The organism is Muriicola sp. SD30 (assembly GCF_041205185.1).
GTDB lineage: Bacteria > Bacteroidota > Bacteroidia > Flavobacteriales > Flavobacteriaceae > Muriicola.
In genome coordinates, this window is the sequence record NZ_JBGEWB010000001.1 from 795,679 (window position 1) to 818,563 (window position 22,885).

22 protein-coding genes are annotated in these 22,885 nt (G+C 42.3%); 9 read left to right on the top strand and 13 right to left on the bottom strand.

Annotated elements, in window-relative coordinates:
- Positions 1–54: 54 nt before the first annotated feature.
- Entirely contained in the window at positions 55–1,212 is a 1,158-nt protein-coding gene (locus AB8P51_RS03615; protein WP_369747392.1) for a nitrate/nitrite transporter, read from the bottom strand.
- Between the two features lie 15 nt (positions 1,213–1,227).
- The gene (locus tag AB8P51_RS03620; protein WP_369747393.1) at positions 1,228–1,662 is read right to left on the bottom strand and encodes an SRPBCC domain-containing protein; all 435 of its coding nucleotides are present in this window, start codon (positions 1,660–1,662) and stop codon (positions 1,228–1,230) included.
- A gap of 122 nt (positions 1,663–1,784) precedes the next feature.
- On the opposite strand from AB8P51_RS03620, the gene AB8P51_RS03625 reads away from it, so the two are divergent.
- Positions 1,785–2,363, top strand: coding sequence for a fasciclin domain-containing protein (locus AB8P51_RS03625; protein WP_369747394.1), 579 nt, complete (start codon positions 1,785–1,787; stop codon positions 2,361–2,363).
- A gap of 84 nt (positions 2,364–2,447) precedes the next feature.
- Here AB8P51_RS03625 and AB8P51_RS03630 read toward each other — a convergent pair whose 3' ends face one another.
- The 6 genes from AB8P51_RS03630 to AB8P51_RS03655 form a co-directional block, all read right to left on the bottom strand.
- Entirely contained in the window at positions 2,448–2,822 is a 375-nt protein-coding gene (locus AB8P51_RS03630; protein ID WP_369747395.1) for a VOC family protein, read from the bottom strand.
- 56 nt (positions 2,823–2,878) lie between these two features.
- Positions 2,879–3,943 carry a magnesium/cobalt transporter CorA gene (corA, locus tag AB8P51_RS03635; RefSeq protein WP_369747396.1) on the bottom strand — a complete coding sequence of 355 codons (1,065 nt, stop codon included), beginning with the start codon at positions 3,941–3,943 and terminating at the stop codon, positions 2,879–2,881.
- A 107-nt stretch (positions 3,944–4,050) separates the two neighbouring features.
- Complete coding sequence (locus AB8P51_RS03640; protein WP_369747397.1) at positions 4,051–4,752, bottom strand: VIT family protein; 702 nt, start codon at positions 4,750–4,752, stop codon at positions 4,051–4,053.
- A 52-nt stretch (positions 4,753–4,804) separates the two neighbouring features.
- Complete coding sequence (locus AB8P51_RS03645) at positions 4,805–5,995, bottom strand: cation:proton antiporter (protein WP_369747398.1); 1,191 nt, start codon at positions 5,993–5,995, stop codon at positions 4,805–4,807.
- 94 nt (positions 5,996–6,089) lie between these two features.
- The gene (locus AB8P51_RS03650; protein WP_369747399.1) at positions 6,090–6,392 is read right to left on the bottom strand and encodes a chaperone modulator CbpM; all 303 of its coding nucleotides are present in this window, start codon (positions 6,390–6,392) and stop codon (positions 6,090–6,092) included.
- The gene (locus AB8P51_RS03655; protein ID WP_369747400.1) at positions 6,389–7,273 is read right to left on the bottom strand and encodes a DnaJ C-terminal domain-containing protein; all 885 of its coding nucleotides are present in this window, start codon (positions 7,271–7,273) and stop codon (positions 6,389–6,391) included. The genes AB8P51_RS03650 and AB8P51_RS03655 overlap by 4 nt, the downstream gene beginning before the upstream one ends.
- 275 nt (positions 7,274–7,548) lie before the next feature.
- On the opposite strand from AB8P51_RS03655, the gene AB8P51_RS03660 reads away from it, so the two are divergent.
- Entirely contained in the window at positions 7,549–8,796 is a 1,248-nt protein-coding gene (locus AB8P51_RS03660) for a cation:proton antiporter (protein ID WP_369747401.1), read from the top strand.
- A gap of 26 nt (positions 8,797–8,822) precedes the next feature.
- Here AB8P51_RS03660 and AB8P51_RS03665 read toward each other — a convergent pair whose 3' ends face one another.
- Entirely contained in the window at positions 8,823–9,506 is a 684-nt protein-coding gene (locus tag AB8P51_RS03665) for a DNA alkylation repair protein (protein ID WP_369747402.1), read from the bottom strand.
- A gap of 155 nt (positions 9,507–9,661) precedes the next feature.
- Here AB8P51_RS03665 and AB8P51_RS03670 point away from each other — a divergent pair, with 155 nt between their 5' ends.
- A complete protein-coding gene (locus AB8P51_RS03670; protein ID WP_369747403.1) occupies positions 9,662–10,738 on the top strand; it encodes a DUF3667 domain-containing protein in 1,077 nt (358 codons plus the stop codon).
- A gap of 3 nt (positions 10,739–10,741) precedes the next feature.
- Here AB8P51_RS03670 and AB8P51_RS03675 read toward each other — a convergent pair whose 3' ends face one another.
- Both AB8P51_RS03675 and AB8P51_RS03680 read right to left on the bottom strand, forming a co-directional pair.
- Complete coding sequence (locus AB8P51_RS03675; protein WP_369747404.1) at positions 10,742–10,936, bottom strand: DUF4177 domain-containing protein; 195 nt, start codon at positions 10,934–10,936, stop codon at positions 10,742–10,744.
- A 12-nt stretch (positions 10,937–10,948) separates the two neighbouring features.
- The gene (locus tag AB8P51_RS03680; RefSeq protein WP_369747405.1) at positions 10,949–13,405 is read right to left on the bottom strand and encodes a M14 family metallopeptidase; all 2,457 of its coding nucleotides are present in this window, start codon (positions 13,403–13,405) and stop codon (positions 10,949–10,951) included.
- Between the two features lie 223 nt (positions 13,406–13,628).
- On the opposite strand from AB8P51_RS03680, the gene bshC reads away from it, so the two are divergent.
- On the top strand, positions 13,629–15,233 hold the full coding sequence (bshC, locus tag AB8P51_RS03685) for a bacillithiol biosynthesis cysteine-adding enzyme BshC (protein ID WP_369747406.1): 1,605 nt from the start codon (positions 13,629–13,631) through the stop codon (positions 15,231–15,233).
- A gap of 54 nt (positions 15,234–15,287) precedes the next feature.
- Positions 15,288–16,664: an aspartate aminotransferase family protein gene (locus AB8P51_RS03690; RefSeq protein WP_369747407.1), complete on the top strand. Its 1,377-nt coding sequence runs from the start codon at positions 15,288–15,290 to the stop codon at positions 16,662–16,664.
- 12 nt (positions 16,665–16,676) lie between these two features.
- Here the strand turns inward: AB8P51_RS03690 and AB8P51_RS03695 are convergent, their stop codons facing one another.
- The gene (locus AB8P51_RS03695; protein ID WP_369747408.1) at positions 16,677–17,222 is read right to left on the bottom strand and encodes a pyridoxamine 5'-phosphate oxidase family protein; all 546 of its coding nucleotides are present in this window, start codon (positions 17,220–17,222) and stop codon (positions 16,677–16,679) included.
- Positions 17,223–17,434: 212 nt separating this feature from the next.
- Complete coding sequence (locus tag AB8P51_RS03700) at positions 17,435–18,160, bottom strand: SIMPL domain-containing protein (protein ID WP_369747409.1); 726 nt, start codon at positions 18,158–18,160, stop codon at positions 17,435–17,437.
- A gap of 78 nt (positions 18,161–18,238) precedes the next feature.
- Here AB8P51_RS03700 and guaA point away from each other — a divergent pair, with 78 nt between their 5' ends.
- The 4 genes from guaA to AB8P51_RS03720 are packed head-to-tail and all read left to right on the top strand — an operon-like array spanning position 18,239 to position 22,881.
- Positions 18,239–19,771 (top strand): glutamine-hydrolyzing GMP synthase, encoded by a 1,533-nt coding sequence (gene guaA / locus AB8P51_RS03705; RefSeq protein WP_369747410.1) that lies wholly within the window; start codon positions 18,239–18,241, stop codon positions 19,769–19,771.
- Positions 19,772–19,785: 14 nt separating this feature from the next.
- Complete coding sequence (locus tag AB8P51_RS03710) at positions 19,786–21,960, top strand: LysM peptidoglycan-binding domain-containing protein (RefSeq protein WP_369747411.1); 2,175 nt, start codon at positions 19,786–19,788, stop codon at positions 21,958–21,960.
- Positions 21,950–22,351 (top strand): OsmC family protein, encoded by a 402-nt coding sequence (locus tag AB8P51_RS03715; RefSeq protein ID WP_369747412.1) that lies wholly within the window; start codon positions 21,950–21,952, stop codon positions 22,349–22,351. Before AB8P51_RS03710 ends, AB8P51_RS03715 begins: the two co-directional genes overlap by 11 nt.
- On the top strand, positions 22,342–22,881 hold the full coding sequence (locus tag AB8P51_RS03720; protein ID WP_369747413.1) for a DUF922 domain-containing protein: 540 nt from the start codon (positions 22,342–22,344) through the stop codon (positions 22,879–22,881). The genes AB8P51_RS03715 and AB8P51_RS03720 overlap by 10 nt, the downstream gene beginning before the upstream one ends.
- Positions 22,882–22,885: the final 4 nt, after the last annotated feature.

Consider the following 22,885-nt stretch of genomic DNA (forward strand, 5'->3'; position numbering starts at 1 on the left):
ACATCAGTTGGAGTACCTCTAAATTAAAACTTTTCAGCAAGCAGGAAAAGGATTTTATTTTTTATTCAGGGCCCATAAACCTACAATCGGACCTATCCCAAGAATCATGTAGATCCACGTAAGAGGATACAAACCCTGAAAGCTGTTGAGCAATTGAATACTCAAAATGGTAATGGCGAACCCGATGCAATTAACCAGGGTCAGAGCCGATCCTTTTAGCGGCCCATCAGCGTGGTTGGCCACCAGAGTAGAAAAAAGAGGAGAATCTGCAATCACCGTCATTCCCCATATTAAAAGAAAAATCAGGAATACAAAGGTATAGGGCTGATAAAAGAACAGGGGCGAAAGAAGGCAACATAAACAAGATATAAAAAGCGACCAGGAGGCTGTTTTTTTCAACCCAAAATGTTCGGAACAAATGCCTCCTATAACACAGCCAACACTTCCAATTGCGATTATAATAAAGGACCAGAGTGAGATAGGCAGAACAACCTGGTGTAGTTCCTGATACGTCTTAATCATAAGAGGTACAAAAGCCCAGAAGGCATAGAGTTCCCACATATGACCAAAATAACCTAAGGCTGCCTTTTTCAATTGTTGATTTTTGAAGATGGTAAAAGCTGCCTGTAATTTTAGTTGTTGTGCCGATTTCCTGTAAGGTCCGTCTGATAAATTCAAAACAACGAGAACCCCACCAGCAAAGGAGAACAAGCTTGTACTGATAATCACCCATTTCCATTGAGTAAAAAGAGAACTGTCTGCCAGAAGATGGGGAAGGGCAGTGCCCAGAACCAGGGCACCTACTAAAAAGGACAGCGACCTTCCAAGGCCTTCTTTAAAATAGTCAGCTGCGATTTTCATCCCTACAGGATAAATTCCCGCAAGAAAAAAGCCTGTCAAAAATCTCGATCCCACCAGGGTTAAAAGGGTATTTCCTTCCCAGAGCATGCCGAGGTTAAAAATGGCAGCTATCACAGCGGAAGTAAAAAACACCTTTGATGGTGAGTAACGGTCTGCAATCGTCAAAGTAGCAAAAACGAGTGTCCCCAGGATAAAGCCGAATTGCACCGCCGAAACCAGATGCCCCAGGGCCTGTGTTTTTAGATTATAATCAGAAATTAGCTCGTCCAGAACGCCGTTTCCTGCAAACCAGAGGGAGGTACAGAAAAACTGAGACAATACAATGATGGGCAGGACTTTTTTCTTCTGCATTAGGTGAAATGCTGATTAGGCAGAAAGATAGTCTTTTAAATTACCCTTTAGGAAATAGTCCCACCCCCCAATACAGCTTTCCCTTTTGAATTCGGGAATTCCTGAGGGGAAGTCTTCCTGTACCAGAACGGTAAGGGTTAATTCAGTTTTATGATCGTCTCCGGAAATCTCAAAAGTTGAGGTAGATGCTCCGGGATATTCTTCAAATTGCCAGCTATACGTAATTTTTTGTCCGGGTATTACCTCAATAACCTTCCATTGATGCGTAAATACGCGTTCTTCAGAAGAAACCTTAAATGAAGTTGTAAACCCCTCACGGGCTTCAAATGCTTCCAGGACTTCAAAGTACCACTTCTTCATTTCAGAAAGCTGAGTAAGTGCATTCCATACGATGCCCGCACCTTTGTCAAAGTTTACCTTGATTATAATAGGGGGATCTGATTTTTTCATTCTTCCTGTATAGAGGGATGACCCGACTAATTATGTTAAAAATTCACAAAACTGACAAAAATACCAAACCCTGACATTTTGTTTCCGTAGGTAAGGTGAATTCTAAATTTAAACAAATTATCATGAAAATTTTTAAAATGTATCAATTAGCAGCCCTGGCTGTTTTAGTATTATCTGCCAGCTCCCTGACAGGACAACAGGCCAAAATGGATGGGAATACAAAAATGGTAGGCGGTGCCGCTATGTATCCCAGCAAGGATATCGTTTCCAATGCTGTGAATTCAAAGGATCACACAACTTTAGTTGCAGCGGTTAAAGCGGCAGGATTGGTGGAAACCCTCCAGGGTGATGGGCCGTTTACTGTGTTTGCCCCAACAAATAAAGCATTTGAGAAACTACCCGAGGGTACGGTGAGCTCTTTATTGGAGCCTCAAAACAAACCCACTCTTCAGGCAGTTCTCACTTATCACGTTCTCGCTGGCAAATACAGCGCATCAGACATTGTTGAAGCGATTAAGAAAGGAAATGGTAAGGCTACATTTTCAACGGTTAATGGCGCTATGATAACCGCAATGTTAAAAGGGAAAAAAGTGCAATTGAAGGATGTTTCAGGAAATATTTCCACGGTATCCATAAGTGATGTCAATCAGTCTAATGGAGTTATACATGTAGTAGATACAGTGGTTTTACCCGTAATGTAGCTTACTGATAAAAGTTAGTTGTTTGGTTGGTTATTTTTAGTGGAGCCGCCGGTATCTCGTATATCGGCGGTTTTTTTGTCCGGATCAAATTTTCTGCCCAAACATGATCCTGTGGCCGTCAACGGTTTGTATTCCAAATTCTCGCTGTTCCCAGGGCTTGTTTTTGAGCGGATAGATAATGTCTACGCCTGCTTTGAGGTATTCATCGTGAAGTTGATCAATGCCCTCCACCTCGATGTATGCAAAATAGGAATGATTCTTCGTCTCAAAGGCCGACCGATCGTCCGGACATTCCCCGAGCATGACAAAAATGGAATCCCGCTTTAAAAAATGCCAGCCTTCTCCATGCCAGACGCTTATAAGTCCTAATTTTTCCTCGTAATATTTTGCTGAAACCGGCAGGTCTTTTACGGCCAGTACATAGCGACTACCAATTATCTCTAAAGCTGAATTGTTCATTACCCTGATTTTAATTCTTTCGAAAATCCCAAATACTAGCCGTCCGGATTCTCATGTTAAAGCCATTTATTTCGCTTAAAATATAGCAACATTCCTAAGGCAATAACGACCATGACAGCCAACATAATAAAATAACTGTACTTATAGTGAAGCTCCGGAAGGACATCAAAATTGGTTCCGTATATACCGGCAATAAAAGTCAGAGGAATAAAGATGACCGAAAATACGGTAAGGAACTTCATCACATCGTTTAGTTTACTGCTGATAGTAGTGTGATAGATATTCAGCTGATCAGATAGGATTTCCCTATAGCTATCTGATACCTCATTAGCCTGACTGATATTATCCTCTAACTCCTTAAAATGTACATAGGTAGCTTCATCGATAAATTCAGATTCCATTTTGGCAAGGGTAAATATCATTTCTTTTGCAGGTTTTATACTCTTGCGCAGGAAATTCAGTTCTCGTTTGTAATTATTGATCTCATTGATCACCACCTCGTTGGGATTTACCAATAGGTTATCTTCCAGAGTTTCTATCTTCTCCCCCAGGACACTTAGTACATAGAGATAATTATCGATCACAATATCAAGCAGGGCAAAAGTCAGGTAATCAATTCCCCCATGTCTTATCCTCTTCTTTTGTTTTCTGATTCTTTCTCTCACTGGTTCAAAAACGTCACCTCGTTTTTCCTGAAATGAGATAAGGACTGAATCCGTTAAAATTATACTGAGATTTTCTACACTAATCTGATGTGATTCCTCATTTTGTTGCAGCATTTTGATGCTGATCAGTATACAATTGTCGTATTCTATTACTCTGGGTCTTGCCTGGGTATGCATTACTTCTGCAAGAACCAGTGTTTCGAGATCAAATGTCTCGGCAATCTCCTTCATAATAGCGGCATTGTGCAGTCCGTCAACATTCAACCAGGTGACCGTATCTTTTTCTTTGTATTTAAGCACATCGCGGACTAGGTTGAGCGCATCTTCTTCCAGAGTATTTTCATCAAAATCGATAATCCGGAGGAGGACCTCATTAGCTTTCTTTTTGCCTCTGAACCTAAGCTCATCAGGTGAGAGCCCAATTTCCTGCTTCCCTTTTTTAATAAATCGAGCCATAGTCATTGAGTTGCTTTTGAGATTATTTGTTTTACCTTCTTTTGTTTTGATTCTTACAAGCTACTAAATTGATATTTGCCTGAAGAAAAATACCTCTTTACAAATCCCTAGCCCAGGGATACACCAAATAGGTGGCCGATATAGGCGGTCACTCCCATGGCAATAGTTCCCCAGAAAGTGATACGCAAAACCGCTTTTTTAACACTCGATCCTCCCGCTTTCGCCGCATATGCTCCCAGGATAATAAGGAATATGGTCGTTAAGATATATTGCCAGTAGATCATATATTTTAGGGGTAGGAGCATGGAAGTAATTACCGGGAGCAATCCGCCTAAAATAAAAGATGCTCCTGAGGCAAAAGCGGCCTGTAAAGGTCTGGCTCTGGTTAGACTATTGATTCCCAGTTCATCCCTTGCATGAGCGCCAAGGGCATCGTGTTCTGTCATTTCTTGGGCTACACGCATGGCCAGTTCGGGGCTCAGACCCCTTGCTTTATAAATATCAGCGAGTTCTTTCAATTCCTCCTGTGGCATTTCCCTGAGTTCTTTTTCCTCTCTGGCAAGGTCTGAGGTTTCTATATCGGTTTGTGAACTTACCGATACGTATTCCCCGGCGGCCATAGACAGGGCACCTGCTACCAGTCCGGCTACACCGGCCAGGACAATGGGCTCTCGGCTTACGTTAGCAGCAGCCACCCCAATTATAAGACTTGCAGTAGATAAAATTCCATCGTTGGCACCGAGGATTGATGCCCTTAGCCATCCACTACGACCTAGATAATGATCCTCTTTCTTTAAAATATTATTCATATTCGTGCATATAATGCTTCTTGCCTCCACTACCGGAGCTTAAAATACCATTTTAGGCTGCGATTTCCTTTTTTCTGGCACTGATCTTTTCTGTTAGAAGAATCCAGAACGGACTAATACCAATCGTAAGTGAGATCAGAGATATCGTAAAATCATAAGCGTAATCTGTAAGTATCTCAAGGTTTAATGCTGTAATACATATCAGGAAACTCAATTCCCCTATCTGTGCCAGCATTGCACCTCCAAAAATAGCTTCCCTCCACGAGTTGTTGTACATTTTTAAAATAAGAGTATTTATGGCATGATTAAGTCCGAAAACAGCGACGAGGACCAATCCCAGCGGAAGAAGATTATCGAGCAGGAAGGTGATGTTAATCTGTGCACCTATACTGATAAAGAAAACGGCCACAAAAAGGATTCTGAAGGAATGAATTGCATCATGTATCCATCGTGTTGCCTTCCCCGCATGCATTATGAGTCCGCCTACAAATGCTCCCAGGGCTTCTGATATTCCAAACATCCCTGCAACTACTGCCCCGGCAAAACAAAAGAACAGGGCCAGAAATACCTGTAATTCATGGTCCTTCATGATCGACTTTCTAAAAGGTAACCAGGTGATTTCTTTTCTCACATAGATGTAAATAATGATAGAAATGATCAGAATACCGCCAGTGATCTTCAAAAGAATTGATTCTGTAGAGGTATCCTCCCCGCCGAAAATCGAAATAAGGATCAGGATAGGGGCAATGGCAATATCCTGGGCCAGGAGTATGCTTGAAACGTTCTGTCCTATTTTTTTGCCCAATAAATTCTTGTCCTCTAATAATTTAAATATGACCGCAGAACTAGACAGGGCAATGACAAAGCCCAGAACCAAAATCCGGGTGGTATCCCATTCAAAAAGCAAGCCAATTCCCCATACAGCTCCAATACTCAGAAAGAATTGACCCAGTGTACCGAAAAGAGCCAGACGCCAGTTGCCTACAAAGGAATACAGATCGATCTCCATTCCGATAAAGAAAAATAAAAGTATGATCCCTAGTTCCCCAACGTATCTGATGTTAGTCTCATCGCCTATCAGATCGAAACCGTATTGTCCTATCAATACCCCCAGAAGGATGTAGGCTATGAGGGTAGGCTGCTTTATCTTCTTTAACAGGAAGCCGGAAACTACTACGGCAAGCCCTACGATACAAATAAGCGTGATAGAAGTGTGAAAGCCAGATAGAAAAATCAAATCCATAGTTTTAAAATAAAAGGGTACTGTGGCTTTTCAATGGCCGGTTTATAATTAATTCAGATGTACTAAAAAGGCATAGGGATGATCACCGGGCATACTAGATCGAATCATCATATCTCCTTAATTTGTTTTTAAGTTGTAGTAATTCCTCTTCTAACATTTCCTGCCGTCTCAGCATGTTCATCACTACATCGATACCCTCCAGATTGATATGTAAATCGCGATGAATACGAATGATTTTCTCCACTAAATAGAGTGCATCCTGATGAATATATCGCTCCCCACTATATACTTCTAATTCTATTAGGCCAAACTCATTCATCTCCTGAAAAAAGGAATATTCGAGATCGTAAAGCTCACAAAGCTGGCCAACCGGGAAAAAGTCTTTTGAGTTCATCATGATCTTAATTTAGCGAGTTCTTCAAATAAATCCTTCTCTCTGGAACTTAAATTTTCAGGGAGCTGAATATCATAAGTGATAAACAAGTCACCGTATTTACCTTCCTTTTTATAAACAGGAAACCCCTTTCCTTTCAGTTTTACCTGAGTTCCATTGGGAGTTTCAGGTTTAACCTTCAATTTTACCTTCCCGTCAAATGTATTGACCAGGATATCACCTCCCAAGAGGGCCTTATAGAGATCGAGCTTAACCGTAGTGTAAAGATTGTCTCCATCCCGTCTGAATTTTGTGTTGTTCCAAATGGAAAACCTGATGTGGAGATCTCCCCTGGGACCGCCATTGATCCCTTCGGCGCCATGGTTTTTGATCTTTATCACCTGCCCATTACGCACCCCGGCAGGGATGGTAAGCCGAATTTTCCTGTCATTTACCGTAAGGGTTCGTTTATGGGTTCTGTAGACATCTTCCAGCGAAAGTTCCAGTTCGGCATTGAGATCCTGTCCTCGAAATTGCATACTACTGCTGCGTCTGCCTGTCCTGCCCCCAAACATCGAACTAAAAAAATCGGAAAAATCATCTTCTGAAAAAGACTCATGAGTAGCCTTACTCCTCTGATACCTGCCTTGTTCCTGCTTTGCTTTTTCAAAGGCTTCAGCGTGTTGCCAGTCTTTACCGTATTCATCGTACTTTGCCCTGTTTTCAGTATTGCTCAGTACTTCATGTGCCTCGTTAATTTCTTTAAACTTCCTCTCCGCTTCCTTATCCCCGGGATTGACGTCCGGATGGTACTTACGGGCTAATTTTCTGTATGCCTTTTTTATGTCGGCCTGACTAGCATTTTTCGATACACCCAGTATTTTATAATAGTCTATGAAATTCATAATAAGAATAAACCAAAATCAGTTATAAGCTTGCAATTCAGTTGTACTAATCTCACTGTAAACACATCAAAATAAGACCTTAAAATAAATATGTTTACACTATCTGAAGGTCGGAATTAATCAGCAATAATCAAATTCAATAGTCAATAGTTTTTCGCCTTTTGTGCCTCTCCCATCATATGGTGTGTCTACCAATGATTATTGATATTATATAGGAAAAATCCCTTTGGTGTTTTTGTCATATCCCTAAGGACGATTACATTTGGCAGATGCAGATGGATCTATTTACAATTACAGCTATTCTTGTTTTTTTATCAGCCGTCTTCGGCTATATCAATGTCCGATTCCTGAAAATGCCTAATACCATAGGCCTGATGTTTATCACCATCATCTTTACCCTGGCCGTTTTTGCCCTGAGTTATGTAGATCCTACCTTGCTGAATGCAGAGCGGTATATCTTGTCGCAGATCGACTTTAAGACGGTATTGCTGGATGTGATGCTGAGTTTCCTTCTATTTGCCGGGGCTATGCATACCGATTTTGAGCAACTGAGGAAACACAGGTGGCCCATTCTGAGCTTTTCTACCCTGGGGGTGATTACCTCCACCTTCCTGGTAGGGACTTTTGTGTATTATATCCTGATGATGATGGGCATGAATATTCCCTACATTCAGTGTTTGCTCTTTGGTGCTTTGATCTCCCCTACAGATCCAATTGCAGTTCTTGGAATTTTAAAACAGGCGGGGGTACCGAAAAAGTTGGAGACTAAAATAGTTGGGGAATCCCTGTTCAATGACGGGGTAGGAGTAGTGGTATTTCTTACGCTTTTCGAAATAGCCAGTCCGTCTGAAGAAGCTGTTTCAGCCTGGAACGTTGTTGAGTTGTTTGGGATTGAGGTTTTGGGGGGAGTTGTCCTGGGCTTGTTGCTGGGATGGGTGACCTACCGACTAATGAGAACTATTGACGACTATGATATAGAGGTAATTATTACCCTTGCTACCGTAATGACCGGTACAGTGATCGCTCATAAGCTTCATGTATCAGCGCCTCTGGCTATGGTAGTAGCCGGATTACTTATCGGGAATGATCGCTTGAGAGAAAGTGCCATGTCTGAAAATACGATCATCTATGTAGATAAGTTCTGGGAATTGATTGATATCCTCCTTAATACCTTGTTATTTGTTCTCTTGGGGATGGAAATACTGGTTCTCACTTATACTCCTGATTATCTTATCGCCGGACTTATTGCAATTCCTGTTGTACTTATCTGTCGATACATATCTCTGCTGCTTCCGATCAGCTTTTTTAAAAAGAAACTCGAATTTGTCCCAAGAACAGACATTATCATGACCTGGGGCGGCCTTAGGGGGGCTATCTCCATCGCATTGGCATTGGGTCTTACCGAAGCCATGAACAGGGATCTTTTCCTTCTGATCACCTACGTGGTAGTTGTCTTTTCGATAATGATTCAGGGCCTTACCGTAGGCAGGCTGGTAAAAAAGGTTGCGCCATCGAGCAATTAAATAGCACTAACTAAGACGGGTTTATTTTAGGTGATCAGTCTCAGCCCTTCCCTCTTACTCAGCGGGTGTAAGGTAGTAGCTTTTGCAAATTGTCTGACCCATTGCGGATTGGTTTTGCTGTATTCCCGCAGGATCCAGCCAATGGCCTTGTTGATAAAAAAATCCTCGCTTCCTGTAAGACTGTGAATGGTATCAGCCAGGAAATCAGTATCGAGGTCGTCCTTATATTTTAATTGGAAAAGAAGCACCGTTCGTTGCAACCACTTATTATCGGTAGACAGCCACTTCCCTGTGATCCTTTCTCTTTGTTCGGTAAAGGATTTAAAATAGGGTCCAACGAGATTTGCAGCTATAAAATCTACGGTATCCCACCAGGATTTATTGGTAATCATATACTCGAAGAGGGCGTAATCCTCAATTTCAAAGGGTTTCAGGCACTTCTTTGCTAATTCCTGAGCCATGTATTGATTTTCCCTTTCCGGTTTATTCCAGAGCTCGGTGACTACTGTGGGTATATCATCTCGCGGAGGTAATAGGTGTTTCTGAAACATTGTTATCTGGATTTCCCTTCGTACCGGAGATTTCAGTCCATAAAAATCGAACTGGCTTCGCATATAAGCTTTTTGACCTTCGGCAACATCGGGATCTCCCTTCTCATTGCATTGGTCTTCCCAGGTTTTTAAAAATGTAGAAATTTCAGCAGCTCCCAAATTCTTAAGATGTTTTGTCCTCCTCTCAAATATAGTACTTGAGAAACAAAGGCTGAAAGGTTCTATATCCTATGTCATGCCCTTAATTTAAAACCGAAATTATTTAGTTCCTGCCTGAACCAATCTTTTTTCTAATTTTATGCAAAAATCAACCGATGGCCGACCAACCCCGTTGCAAGAACTGTGACAATATTCTGGAACCCTCCTATGAATTTTGCCCCCGTTGTGGGCAGGAAGTTTCTGATAAGCTTACTTTCGGTGTTCTTTTCAGCAAGACCATTAGTGATTATTTCTCGGTAGATGCGCGATTCTTCCGAAGTTTTATCCCCTTGATGTTCAAGCCAGGAATCCTGGCCAGGAGATTTGTGGATGGAAAAAGACTGAAATACCTGCATCCGGCCCAATTCTACTTATTTATCTCGGTCCTTTTCTTCTTTCTCTTTTCTTTTAACATCCGCAAGGCCGATAATGAAATGACTGAAGCCTTTAAAAAGGGGATGGACAAACCGGAGTTAGAAATCGCACCAGACAGCATTAAACTGAGTTCCAAAGATTCCCTGCAATTGATCAAGACAAAGGACATGATCACAAAAAATAAGGACAAATGGGGCATCTCAGACGAGGATATCAACATTATCGATTCGGTGATGACGGAAACCGCTGAGAACCCAACGAGTATGAACCAGGGGATGACCTTAGATTTTGACAAGGAAGTTCTCGATTCCCTTATCGCCATTGACGCACCTCAGATTGATAAACTAAAAGCTATGGGAATGGAGGAGGATGCCACTGGTTTTAACCGTCGGTTTTATGAACAAATGCTGAAACTCTATGTGAGGAGGGGAGGAGGCATTATAGAGACCTTTTTTAGTACCATTCCCGTTGCCATGTTTTTGCTGATGCCCATATTTGCCCTTCTTTTAAAGGTTTTTTATTGGAGGCGTGGGAATTTTGCACATCATATGGTGTTTAGTTTTTACTTCTTTACCTTTTTATTTACGGCCTTAAGTATTGTCATCCTGGCCAATAAAATAATTGAAGTCCCTATATGGCTGGAAGTAATAATAACCCTGTCGTACCTGTTGTATTTGATCATCGCCCTTCGAAATTTTTATCGAAGCAGCTGGCTTGGGGCTTTCCTGAAAGCCAATATTATTTCCTTTATCTATATGTTAATGATACTTCCTGTAGCTTTTGTAGGAATAATTTTTATGGCATTTATGCTTTATTAAGGACTATTTTTCAAAATATAAATAGATATACATGGCCGTTCCGAACTGGGTGGCGTCTGTTGAGGTAAGTTTCCACCCGTCTGCTGAATACTTATTCAATTTATCCTGTATTCCTTTTTTAGATTCTTCGAGGATATGATTGCGTCCGGCAAATAATTTTGAGTAATAAATGAGTGTTTCTACTTTGTAATGTGTCATTGCATTTTCTTATTAATCTAACATAAATAAGGCGTTGACAAAAAAGAGTTTACCATTTTCCCAGAACCCCCTGAATAAAGGATTGTCAACCATATAGACTACCTGCCCGCGCCCGTTGTTTTCAACACCAAATACAAGGGTGTTTGCAATCATTTTTTGCGCTTCACTTCCTGCGAAACCAGACATGGGCCGGGTATTCTCTTCCAAATAGGCTACCGTCCCGTATTTCAGATATTCATAACGAGAATTGCCAAGTTTCAGACTGAAGTAGGTATCTCCATATCCGAAGGCCAGAGGATGTGTTGGGTCTACCCTGGTTTTGAATATGGCCCCGGTGATCTGATTCTTCATACGTTCTCGTTGCATATCCTCGTATAATCCGGGTTCTTCATCATTACCGCCCTCTTCTTTTGAATTCTCGCGGGCTTTAATCCCGAACCCTTCTTTCCCTTCCAATGCGGTAATAGCATTACCCATGGCAACCAAGCGGCCTCCGCTTTCAATCCATCCTTTGATTTTGGACAATACACCATCATCCAGAAAGGAACGGTAACCCCGTCCATTTGGAAGGACAAGTACATCGTATTCTGAAAGATCCACCCTTCTGAAATAATCTGCATCAAGGACGGTCAGAGGATAATTCAGTTGCTGTTCAAAGAAATGCCACACTTCTCCGAAACTCAGGGAGGAGGTGGGTTCCCCCGATAGAACAGCTACCTTTGACGGATGAATCATCTTAACCTCACTGGATCCAAAGTCTTTTCCCTTGTCTACAAAACCAGTTGAAACAGAGGTGACCTCTTTCTGAGGAAATTTGCTTATGATTTCGAAAAATCGATTCATACTTGCACTATCAGGGTTATCAGCCCTGGTAATGATAAGGCTTCCCCTGCTAAAAGTATTACCCTCCAGGGAGAAAGGTAAATGCGAAGTTCTCACCTTTATTCCCGCATTGAGAAGTTGAGCAAGAAAACGTGCATCTTCCATACTATTCCAATCGGTGACATAGGCATATGAATCTGCTGCTGGCTTTGGATAGCTATGCTTGTTTTGTATTGGGACCGACTTTACAATGCTATTCGAAGCGATGGCATCCAGTCCGTAGGCATAAGGCATAGACCAGGCGGTAATATCATAGGTAAGGGAATCACTCAATGCAGCATCTGGCTCAAACAAAACTTTCACCATGGTGCCCTTGGCCTGATTAGTTGATACTACCAGGCTGTTGGAATTCATTTGCATGCTCCCACTTTTACCCGACTTATATTCGAAGCCTTTGACCTGTCCGTTGGTCCCTCTGCCATATTCGATTTTATGTTGTTCCAATAAGCTGGCCAGCGCATTGATATGGTCCGAATTTCCATCGAGTACATAGCTTTTATACTTAAAATTCTTAGGCTGATAAAATTTCCTGAACTCATCGTTAAGACTTGTTGTATTCTGAGAAGCTACCTCAATAGTTGATAAACCTGTGGTGTGATGATGGGCTATTCTGTCTTTGAGGGTTAAGGTGTCTCCTATACTGGTTTTTACTCCCAGACCGGCGCGTCCGCTGCCTCCCTGTTCATAGGTCATCCCTATTGCCCCATTATAGGTGGGATAGGTGTCCCCATAACTGGGATAGAAGAGATCAAAACGCTCCTTGGTAAAATAGAACCAGCCATTTGCGTCAAAATACTTTGCATGATTTCTGCCAAGGGTCTCCTGGAAGGACCGTTGGAAGGGTGTAACTACTTCGTGATAAGGCTCGGCAGAAGGGGCAAAAAAGTAGGGATTATCAACTCCCTGCTCGTGGAAATCCACGTGTATGTGTGGGAGCCACTGGTTGTACATTACAAGTCGTTGCCGGCTCTCCACCTGGGTTAGCCACGCCCAATCCCGATTGAGATCGAACATATAGTGATTGGCGCGCCCGCTTAACCACCCTTCATGGTGCTCTTTACTATCAGGGTTTGCCTGGTAGGGCGTATTTTTAAACGAATTGTAGAAGTTAACATAACGATCACGACCATCGGGGTTTATACAGGGATCGATGATTACTACGGTGTTTTCCAGATATTCCTTTTTACTGGTCAGCAGCTCATAGATGGTCTGCATAGAAGCTTCCGTACTTACACTTTCGTTCCCGTGTACGTTGTAACTCAGCCAGACAATGGCTTTGGAAGCATTTTCTCCTCCTGTAGTGCTTTGAAGATGCTCTTGCCTGATAGTCTCGAGATTCCCCATGTTTTCCGGTGACGATACGTAGGCCAATAGCAGAGGTCGTCTTTCATTAGTTTTGCCGTATGGAATCAGTTGAACCCGGTCGGCCGCTGAAGCCGCCAGGTATTTGTAATACTCAACCACCTGGTGGTGCCTGGAGAACTGAGTTCCCAGCTCGTAACCGAGGAATTCTGAAGGGGATTGAATATTCTGAGAAAAAGTTAATAACGGAAGTATAAAAAGAATTGAAAGAATCTGTTTTTTCATAGGAATTATATGAGATGCGAATCTCAAATCTAAGGATTTAAATCGAATTGATCATTTGAAATATACTACGAATTACAAGCCAGGATTAGGGCACTAAACAGAAAGGAAAGATCATGTTTTATACCATCAATTGGGAACTACATTGAATTTGAAACAACTTAACGTATTTTTGGGATATGAGAATCGCCAGAACCTTATCTTTGAAAAGCAGTAACAAACCAATATGCAGTTAGAAGGAATCCCATTCCGAAAAACCGGGTATTTTTCAGATCTTATCAATGACTACCTGGATGAGTCTGACTCATTAAAACCCTTCTACGCCAGATTCCCAAACATAGAGTCCTTTAAGTCACAACTAGAGGAAAAAAAACAGTCATATACAGAAAAGCAACGGACAGTCCTGGTAAAGGTTCTGAGAAAACAATACGGCGAGATTTCGGCATCACCCAAAACAAAGGAACATTTAAAACTGCTGTCGGATAAGAATACATTTACCATTGTTACGGGTCATCAACTGAACCTTTTTACAGGTCCTCTTTACTTTCTCTATAAGATTATTTCTACCATAAAACTCTGCACAACACTTAAGAAACAGTACCCCGACAACCATTTTGTGCCCGTATACTGGATGGCAACAGAGGACCACGATTTTGAAGAGATCAATTACTTCAATTTTAAAGGGAAAAAGTTGCAGTGGAATCGTGAATCGGAGGGCGCAGTAGGCAGTTTATCTACAAAAGGGCTAGACGGGGTCCTGCAAATGCTCACTCTCGAAATGGGAGCCGGTAAGTTCGCTGCCGGACTGAAACGCCTTTTTAAAGAGGCTTATCTGAAGCATGACGATCTGGCTTCTGCAACCCGTTACCTTGCAAATGAGCTTTTTGGAAAAGAAGGCCTCGTCATTGTAGATGGAGATGATACCTTATTAAAACAAGCCCTTATTCCTTATATCAAACAAGATCTCTTCCAAAACGTTGCATTTAAGGAGGTGTCAAAGACTATTAATGAACTGGAATCCGTTGCAGAAAGATATAATATTCAGGTCAATCCAAGGGAGATCAATTATTTCTATTTAAAAGAAGGGCTCAGAGAACGTATCATTGAAAAAGATGGGATGTTTTATGTAAATAACACTTCCCTTGAGTTTACAAAAGAAGAGATTGCAAAGGAAATTGAGCAATATCCGGAGAGGTTCTCTCCCAATGTAATTGCAAGACCTCTTTATCAGGAAGTAATACTGCCTAATTTGTGTTATATCGGCGGTGGTGGTGAACTGGCCTACTGGCTTGAATTGAAATCTTTTTTTGATGCCGTGGAAGTACCTTTCCCTATCCTCCTCCTGCGTAATTCAGCTCTGGTGATCACAGAGAAACAGCAACGAAAGCTTCAAAAAATGAACCTTGATGTAGCTGATCTTTTCCTGGACCAGAATCGCCTGATCAACAAGAAAATACGTGAAATTTCCAATATAGACATTGATTTTAGCCCTCAGAGAAATCACCTGAAAGCTCAATTTAAAGAACTATACGAGCTGGCAGAGAAAACAGACAAATCGTTTCTGGGAGCTGTGAAAGCTCAGGAAGTAAAACAATTAAAAGGACTCGATAAACTTGAAAAAAGGCTGTTGAAGGCTCAGAAAAGAAAGTTGAAAGATCAGGTAGTTCGGATGACGGAAATCCAGAATGAATTATTTCCAAATCAATCCCTTCAGGAACGCAGTCTCAATTTTTCAGAACTCTATCTCGACATAGGGGAAGATCTGATACCTGAGCTTATAAAATCCCTCGATCCGCTGGCAAAGGAATTTTATGTTCTTCGATTTTCCTGATTATTCAGAAATTTCAGGTTTGATATCGAATAAATTTATTTTAATAACCCACCCATGCACAACATAGATATCGATTTGGTAGAAATGACACTCGATGTCATGAAATATGCCATAAACAGGATCACCAATACATCACCCTCCTTAGGAGATATAAAGAAGGAAGAAGAGCTGTTTGCCCTGGTTGGGGAGACTATAACCCCTGAAGGGATAGGAGGGGAGAAGGCTTTTGAGCTTTTTCGCGATGTACTTGTGAAGTCAACAGTCCCAATAGACCATCCCAGGCATCTTGCATTTGTTCCGGCCTCACCAACACGAGCTGCTGTGATGTTCGATTTGGTCACTTCGGCATCCAGTATCCATGGCGCTTATTGGATGGAAGGGGCAGGGGGAATTTTCTGTGAAAACCAGGCAATGAAATGGTTGGTTTCCCTTACAGGCATGCCGGCAGGTGCTTTTGGTGTTTTTACAAGTGGAGGTACCGCTGCCAATCTTTCCGCCATGGTAACTGCACGTGAAAATTGGCGTAAAAAGCCCGATAACTGCAACAAAAAAGGCCTGATTATAACTTCTTCAGGGGCACATTCTTCCATTAAGGCTATGGCCAAAGTGATCGATGCCGATGTCCACCTTGTTGAAACGGACGGAGCTATGACCAGAATAGCCCTGCAAGAGCAGATCAATTCGATGGATATTGATAAACGAGAACGCTTGTTCGCTATTGTGGCTACCGGTGGCACTACCAATGCTGGAATAATAGACGATCTCCAGGGAATTGCCGCCGTTTGTGAAAAAGAAGAGTTGTGGTTTCATGTAGATGCCGCCTACGGAGGTGGCGCACTGGTTGCAGATTCGGTAAGACATCTATTTAACGGGATTGAAAAAGCAGACAGCATTACCATCGACCCGCACAAATGGCTTTTTTCCCCATATGATTGTGGAGCAATCCTATATAAAGAACCTGCGCTTGCCCTGGAGGCACATTCTCAGGAGGGATCATATCTCGATATTTTTAAAGATGAAGGAGCCAGCGGCTTTAACCCCGCTGATTATCAGATCCAGTTAACAAGAAGGTTAAGGGGAATGCCTCTGTGGTTTTCCCTGGCCACTCATGGCACCGAGAAGTATAAATGGGCTGTGGAACGGGGTATAGAATTGGCTAATAAGGCCGGTGAATTAATAGAAGGGAGATCAGAATTATCCCTGGTAAGACCCCCCAGCTTGTCTTGTGTCTTATTCCGGCGTGAAGGCTGGAATGCACAACAGTATAAAGAGTGGACCTACCGAAATCACAGGGACGGGATAGCTTTGGTGACACCAACCTTGTGGAAAGCCGAAGGGGATTACCAGACGGTATTGCGCTTTTGTTTTATCAATCCGGATACTACAGAAGAAGATATCAGGGTTATTTTAGATACCCTGGGAGAACCTTAGATTGCTTAGATCCTATGGGACAATAAATTCACCCTCCCACCGATTATTCTCCAGGGAATAATTCACACGAATGTGATTAGGACGTTTTAACTGAAGGTATTCTACTTTAAAGGGGATGACTTCAATGATGCAAAAATGATCCTCATCGTCGAGGTAGTCTAACTGATCAGGACTGTCGAGGCTTGTTCCGGGTGTGGACACCGTTGTATAATCTTTTCTTGCTTTTAGCTCTATTTCATCCCATGCTTTGGCGATAGCCTCCTTATCCTGAATAACATTGGCTATTCCTTCCATTCGAATCTGGGTCAGCGTCTGCGGATTGTAAAATAACAGGCCAACATTTTTATTTTCCTGTAAATGGATCATTTTTTTTGATCTGCTGTCTGTATAGAAAATAAGTTTCAGGTCCTTCTCAAATTTTCGCAAAACGACAGTTCTCAGTCGGGCGACTCGTTCCAAACCTACTGTGGCCAGGGTAAAATAGCGAAAAGGGTGGTCTTTTTCAGAGGCAGCCCTTTGTAGTTCAGATTTAATTTCCTCTAAATAATTTTGAATCATTAATGTGTTATTTATGTACTAAAGATAAAAATTTTGAAGATGAGGTAGGGTTTTTTTAATATGAGTTGTTCTATAATAAATTGCTTTGAAAAAGAATTTTAGCAAAGTGTCATAAAAATTCATGTGTTTAGGTTGGTTTTTGATTTGAAAGCCCTGACCGTAGGGGTCAGGGCTTTTCTTTTTACCGCCTGTTGTTCTTATAAAATTCATATTTACTGCACTTCATAATCAAGGCGCATGGTAATAGAGGCGGTTTTTTTCTTTTCTGAAGTATTGTAAACCCCGCCCCAACTGTATTCTTCATCTGAGTTTTGTCCCGTTATCTGAAATACTCCCATTTTGGCAGAGAGAAGATTTCCAAGGTCTCCTCCTGAATTTTCTGCTATTTTTTCTGCCCGGAGTCGGGCATCTTCCGTAGCCTGAGCAATCATTTTAATTTTCAGATCGGCCAATTGAGTGTAATAGTATCTGGGAGGGGATGAGTTAAATTGAACTCCCTTATTCAGCAATTCGGTGATTTCTCTTGCCACTTCCTCTATGAGCTCAACATCATTTGATTCGATTTTTACACTTTGTGTTAAGGAATACCCACGAAAGACACTCCCTATATAATTTCCATTATCGTATTTGTTGTCCCTTTGTTCTGCAGTCTGAACCGAATTGAAAATGATATTTTCCTCAGGAATACCTTTTGATAGTAAATAATCCTTCACTATTTCCTTATCCATATTGAGCTGTTCAAAGGCGGCCTTAAGGTTGGTGTTAAAGGTTGAAAAATATCCTTCCCAAACGATAAGGTCAGAAGTAAAATTTTCGTTTCCAAGGCCAGTGACCGTGATAATCTTGGGTGGATTGGCTCTATCCTTGTAGGCATTGCCAAGAAAGAAGGCTGCAATTATTATCGATATTCCAAAAATCAGGGACGATGCGTGTTTCATTTTCTAAAAGGTTGATAACCGTATAATAAATATAGAAAAAACTTGGTCCGAAAATAGCTCAAATTGCTATTTTTGCCCATGCAAAACAACGTCCTTATCCTTGATTTTGGCTCCCAGTACACCCAGCTCATCGCTCGCAGGGTGAGGGAACTCAATATATATTGTGAAATAAAGCCTTATAATAACCTGCCAAAGGATCTTTCTGAATACAAAGCCGTAATTCTTTCGGGATCTCCTTCTTCTGTTCGATCTGATGAAGCTCCACATCCTGAACTTAATGGGATAAAAGGTAAGATACCCCTTCTGGGCGTGTGCTATGGGGCCCAGTATATAGCCCACTTTCACGGCGGTAATGTAGCCCCCTCCAAGACCAGGGAATACGGTCGGGCCCGACTTTCAAAAATCAAGGAAGGAGAGCCATTTTTTAAGAACATATCATCAGGATCACAGGTCTGGATGAGCCATTCAGATACGATACAACAACTACCTCCCAAAGCAGAACTGCTGGCCAGCACAGCTGATGTTGAAATTGCAGCCTACAAGATTGCTGATGAAAAGATATATGCCATACAGTTTCATCCGGAGGTCTACCATACCAAAGATGGGAAGCAGTTGCTTGAAAATTTTCTTGTCGACATTGCCGGACTGGAACAAACATGGACACCCGATGCCTTTGTAGAGACAACCGTAGAGGAATTAAAAAAAGAGATAGGAAATGACAAAGTAATCCTGGGGCTCTCCGGGGGGGTTGATTCCACAGTGGCCGCAGTGCTTTTGCACAAGGCGATCGGAAAACACCTGCATTGTATTTTTGTCAATAACGGACTGCTGAGGAAAAATGAGTTTGAGGAAGTGCTCGATCAATACGAGCATATGGGACTAAATGTCAAAGGTGTTGATGCTTCGGCACGCTTTTTGGATGCCTTGGCTGGGGAAGAGGATCCTGAGAAGAAACGAAAGATCATCGGTGGGGTCTTTATCGATGTATTTGACGATGAAGCACACAAGGTGGAGGACGCCAAATGGCTGGCGCAGGGAACAATTTACCCAGACCGTATAGAATCGGTTTCAGCCTCGGGAGGCCCGTCGGCAACCATAAAAAGTCATCATAACGTTGGCGGATTGCCAGATTATATGAAATTAAAAGTAGTGGAGCCCTTAAAAATGTTATTTAAAGATGAAGTGAGAAGGGTAGGGGCTACATTGGAAATTGCCGATGAACGCCTCGGCAGACACCCTTTTCCGGGTCCCGGACTGGCAATCAGAATCATGGGGGATATTACCCGGGAGAAAGTGGCCATGCTGCAGGAAGTGGATGCTATATTTATTAATGGCCTGAGAGAATGGGGCCTGTACGACGATGTCTGGCAGGCAGGAGCTATGTTGCTTCCCGTACATAGTGTAGGTGTGATGGGAGATGAAAGAACATATGAAAAGTGCGTTGCATTAAGAGCTGTAGAAAGTACAGACGGAATGACGGCAGATTGGGTAAATTTACCCTATGAATTCCTGCAAAAAATGTCTAATGACATTATTAATAAGGTTCCTGGGGTAAACAGAGTGGTTTATGACATAAGTTCTAAACCGCCGGCAACCATCGAGTGGGAATAAACGTATATAATAATATGAAAGTACTGAATTGTCTTGTTTTATTTCTCCTGTTTACCTTTCAGGTTCATGCACAGCAGTTTAAAACACACGCCGTTAAGGAAGGTGAGACCCTTTACAGCATCTCGAAGCTCTACCGGGTAACTCCTTATAACATCCTCAAATACAACAAGGAGATCAAACAGGGAGATGTTTTAAAACCTAATACTATTCTTGTTATTCCACTTCAGGCAAGTGTATCAGATACCAAACCCCTGCCCGACAATCCCGTAAATGTTTCGGAAAAAACAACGACAGAAGTCCAGGAGGTTCAGCGTGAACCCGCAAGCTACAGAACACATCGCGTCCGCAGAAAAGAAACCCTTTATGGGATTTCGAGGCGATACGAAATCTCCGAAGATGAAATAAAAAGGTACAACAAAGAATTGTACAGTATGCCCCTGAAGAAAGGAATGCGACTTCAGATTCCGGTTTACCCTGAGATAGAGGAGGACCCCAATGCGATCAATCCGGATGATTTTGAGACCTACACCGTCTCCCCTAAGGAAACGCGTTGGAGCATTGCCCATAAATACGGGATCACCGTTGATAGTTTAGTGGCACTAAACCCATCTCTGGAAAAAAATAGCGACTATCTGGCCGTAGGGCAGGAGCTGCAATTACCCAAACCCCCGGGGAGTACAGTGGAAGGGCAGGAAGTAGAACTCTACGTCTCCTACACAGTACCACCAAAGAAAACCATGTATAGCCTGAGCGGGGAATACGGAATAACCTCTGAGGACATTATCAGGCTGAATCCGATGATACTGGAGCAGGGCGGACTAAAAGAAGGAATGGTACTTCGCTTACCTCAAAAGAAACTTGAATCTGAAGAGGTCAATGCAGAAAACTATATTTTTTACGAAGTAAAACCTAAACAAACCGAATTTTCCCTCACCAGAAAGCTCGGTATCGGATACAGCGAATTGCTGGCCCTGAATCCAGATTTGTCCAGGGGACTAAAAGCCGGTATGGTGCTGAAATTGCCCAGGGAAAAAGCAGGTAAACTCGAAGTGAGAAATTCCCTGATCCTCGATAAAATAAATCTCCTGGACAGCATTAGTAGGGAAAATAGACCTTCACTGATGGTGATGCTTCCCTTTCGTATGAATCGACTGGAATTGAATAACGTTGAGAATGTGGAAAGTACTATAGAACGAAGTAACGCCCTAAAATACAGCCTTGGTTTATACAGCGGGGCGCTTGTCGCTATGGATTCTCTGTCCGATTTAGGTATTTCTGTCAGGGTAAAAACCTACGATACAGAATTGAGCAGGGAAAAGGTCAGATCAATTTTGGCAAGGGAGGACTTATCTTCTGTAAATGCAATCATCGGTCCCTTACAAGCGGAAGCCCTTAAGGAAGCTGCCATGCAGGCGCGCCCTGCAGGAGTTCCGATTGTGGCCCCATTGAGTGCACAGAGCGACCTTGATTTACCGAATGTATTTTTTTCCGTTCCTTCAGACAGCATATTGCGACTGAAGATGCTTGATTATATGGGATCTATAAGGACCGATCAGAATATTATTGTCATCAATGATGCGCAAAATGATTCAACACGTGTCAGGATACAAGAGAAGTTTCCAATGGCCAGAGCACTGAAAGTACGCGAAGATGAAAAAAATATTTCCGTTGATATAGAAGCTCTGACCAACCTGCTCAGTATTGATAATGAAAACTGGGTAATTTTAGAGACCGAAAATTTTAAGTTGGTTTCCAGCGTAAGTTCAATCCTCAATTCTACCATTTCGGATACGACTCAGGTGCGGATGTTCACCACAAATAAAAACCGCGCATTTGAAAACGATGTGATCTCCGTTTCCCACTTGTCGAACCTTAATTTCACCTATCCTTCCATCGACAGGGAAGTAAGTGAGGATGCATTTGTTAGAAGGTACAGAGCTCGTTTTGGAGGGGATCCTGATAAGTACGCTGTACGCGGATTTGATCTCACCCTGGATCTGTTGCTGAAACTGGCATACAGACCCAATCTTTTCAGTACTGCAGGCATTATTGGATTAACCGAATACGCCGGGAATAAATTCGATTATGTCCAGGCTTTTACCTCAGGATATTTCAACCGCGCTACCTATATAATGAAATATGAAAATATGCGAGTAATGCAGATAACCCCGACTTCAAATGACCTCTAAAGTAACCTATACGGGTAATCTCAGGACAACTTGTGAGCATATCGCATCGGGGAATCAATTTATTACCGACGCCCCCCTTGATAACAATGGACTCGGGCAGGCATTTTCACCCACTGACACTGTGGCAACCGCATTGGCCAGTTGTATGTTAACTGTTATGGGGATAAAGGCCAAAACTTGGGATGCCACTCTTGACGGAGCTTATGCTGAGGTAGTAAAACACATGACTTCGGATCCGAGACGCATCAATAAAATAGAAATTGAATTGCACATGCCCACGGGTTTTGCCGAAAAACAGCGTGTGATACTCGAGAACTCAGCCAGGACATGTCCTGTTCTCTACAGCATACATCCCGATATCGAAAAGAGAATTAATTTCCATTGGAGCTAATTAAAAACTTAGGTGTTTTTATCGTATTCCTGGGTCTGTTTCAGGGATATGGGCAGGAAGATGGTGCAATTTTATGGGAATCTTCGCACCGACTGAGCTGGGAAGATTTTAAATCTCCTCCCCATGCCGGTTCCAGAATTGCAGCAACAACAGCCAGTGGTATTGCTTATCAGTTTTCCGCCCTTGAGCAGGCAGGAGAGATGGAAGTGGATTGTAGCGTTAACGCTTATTTCTATCCGGAAGCCTCCTGGTACCGACCTGAAGTGGCCAATGACATCATCCTGAGCCATGAACAACTGCACTTTGATATTTCGGAACTCTTTGCCAGGAAAATGCGCAGGAAGATTCAGGGGTATAGATTCACTTCAAACGTAAAGGCCGAAATGAAAAAGATCTACAATGATATTATTAAAGAGCTGAGAGATTTTCAATCTAGGTACGATGAGGAAACCAATTTTTCCCGGGCTCAAGAAAAGCAGGCAGAGTGGAATGCCATGATCGCCGAAGAGCTCAGGAGAACTGCAGGTTAATGCT

What these genes read in the sequence shown, in the direction of transcription:
- AB8P51_RS03615 (WP_369747392.1), bottom strand. Translation starts at nt 1,212, where the DNA reads ATGCAGAAGAAAAAAGTCCTGCCCATCATTGTATTGTCTCAGTTTTTC.
- AB8P51_RS03620 (WP_369747393.1), bottom strand. Translation starts at nt 1,662, where the DNA reads ATGAAAAAATCAGATCCCCCTATTATAATCAAGGTAAACTTTGACAAA.
- AB8P51_RS03625 (WP_369747394.1), top strand. Translation starts at nt 1,785, where the DNA reads ATGAAAATTTTTAAAATGTATCAATTAGCAGCCCTGGCTGTTTTAGTA.
- AB8P51_RS03630 (WP_369747395.1), bottom strand. Translation starts at nt 2,822, where the DNA reads ATGAACAATTCAGCTTTAGAGATAATTGGTAGTCGCTATGTACTGGCC.
- corA (WP_369747396.1), bottom strand. Translation starts at nt 3,943, where the DNA reads ATGGCTCGATTTATTAAAAAAGGGAAGCAGGAAATTGGGCTCTCACCT.
- AB8P51_RS03640 (WP_369747397.1), bottom strand. Translation starts at nt 4,752, where the DNA reads ATGAATAATATTTTAAAGAAAGAGGATCATTATCTAGGTCGTAGTGGA.
- AB8P51_RS03645 (WP_369747398.1), bottom strand. Translation starts at nt 5,995, where the DNA reads ATGGATTTGATTTTTCTATCTGGCTTTCACACTTCTATCACGCTTATT.
- AB8P51_RS03650 (WP_369747399.1), bottom strand. Translation starts at nt 6,392, where the DNA reads ATGATGAACTCAAAAGACTTTTTCCCGGTTGGCCAGCTTTGTGAGCTT.
- AB8P51_RS03655 (WP_369747400.1), bottom strand. Translation starts at nt 7,273, where the DNA reads ATGAATTTCATAGACTATTATAAAATACTGGGTGTATCGAAAAATGCT.
- AB8P51_RS03660 (WP_369747401.1), top strand. Translation starts at nt 7,549, where the DNA reads ATGGATCTATTTACAATTACAGCTATTCTTGTTTTTTTATCAGCCGTC.
- AB8P51_RS03670 (WP_369747403.1), top strand. Translation starts at nt 9,662, where the DNA reads ATGGCCGACCAACCCCGTTGCAAGAACTGTGACAATATTCTGGAACCC.
- AB8P51_RS03675 (WP_369747404.1), bottom strand. Translation starts at nt 10,936, where the DNA reads ATGACACATTACAAAGTAGAAACACTCATTTATTACTCAAAATTATTT.
- AB8P51_RS03680 (WP_369747405.1), bottom strand. Translation starts at nt 13,405, where the DNA reads ATGAAAAAACAGATTCTTTCAATTCTTTTTATACTTCCGTTATTAACT.
- bshC (WP_369747406.1), top strand. Translation starts at nt 13,629, where the DNA reads ATGCAGTTAGAAGGAATCCCATTCCGAAAAACCGGGTATTTTTCAGAT.
- AB8P51_RS03690 (WP_369747407.1), top strand. Translation starts at nt 15,288, where the DNA reads ATGCACAACATAGATATCGATTTGGTAGAAATGACACTCGATGTCATG.
- AB8P51_RS03695 (WP_369747408.1), bottom strand. Translation starts at nt 17,222, where the DNA reads ATGATTCAAAATTATTTAGAGGAAATTAAATCTGAACTACAAAGGGCT.
- AB8P51_RS03700 (WP_369747409.1), bottom strand. Translation starts at nt 18,160, where the DNA reads ATGAAACACGCATCGTCCCTGATTTTTGGAATATCGATAATAATTGCA.
- guaA (WP_369747410.1), top strand. Translation starts at nt 18,239, where the DNA reads ATGCAAAACAACGTCCTTATCCTTGATTTTGGCTCCCAGTACACCCAG.
- AB8P51_RS03710 (WP_369747411.1), top strand. Translation starts at nt 19,786, where the DNA reads ATGAAAGTACTGAATTGTCTTGTTTTATTTCTCCTGTTTACCTTTCAG.
- AB8P51_RS03715 (WP_369747412.1), top strand. Translation starts at nt 21,950, where the DNA reads ATGACCTCTAAAGTAACCTATACGGGTAATCTCAGGACAACTTGTGAG.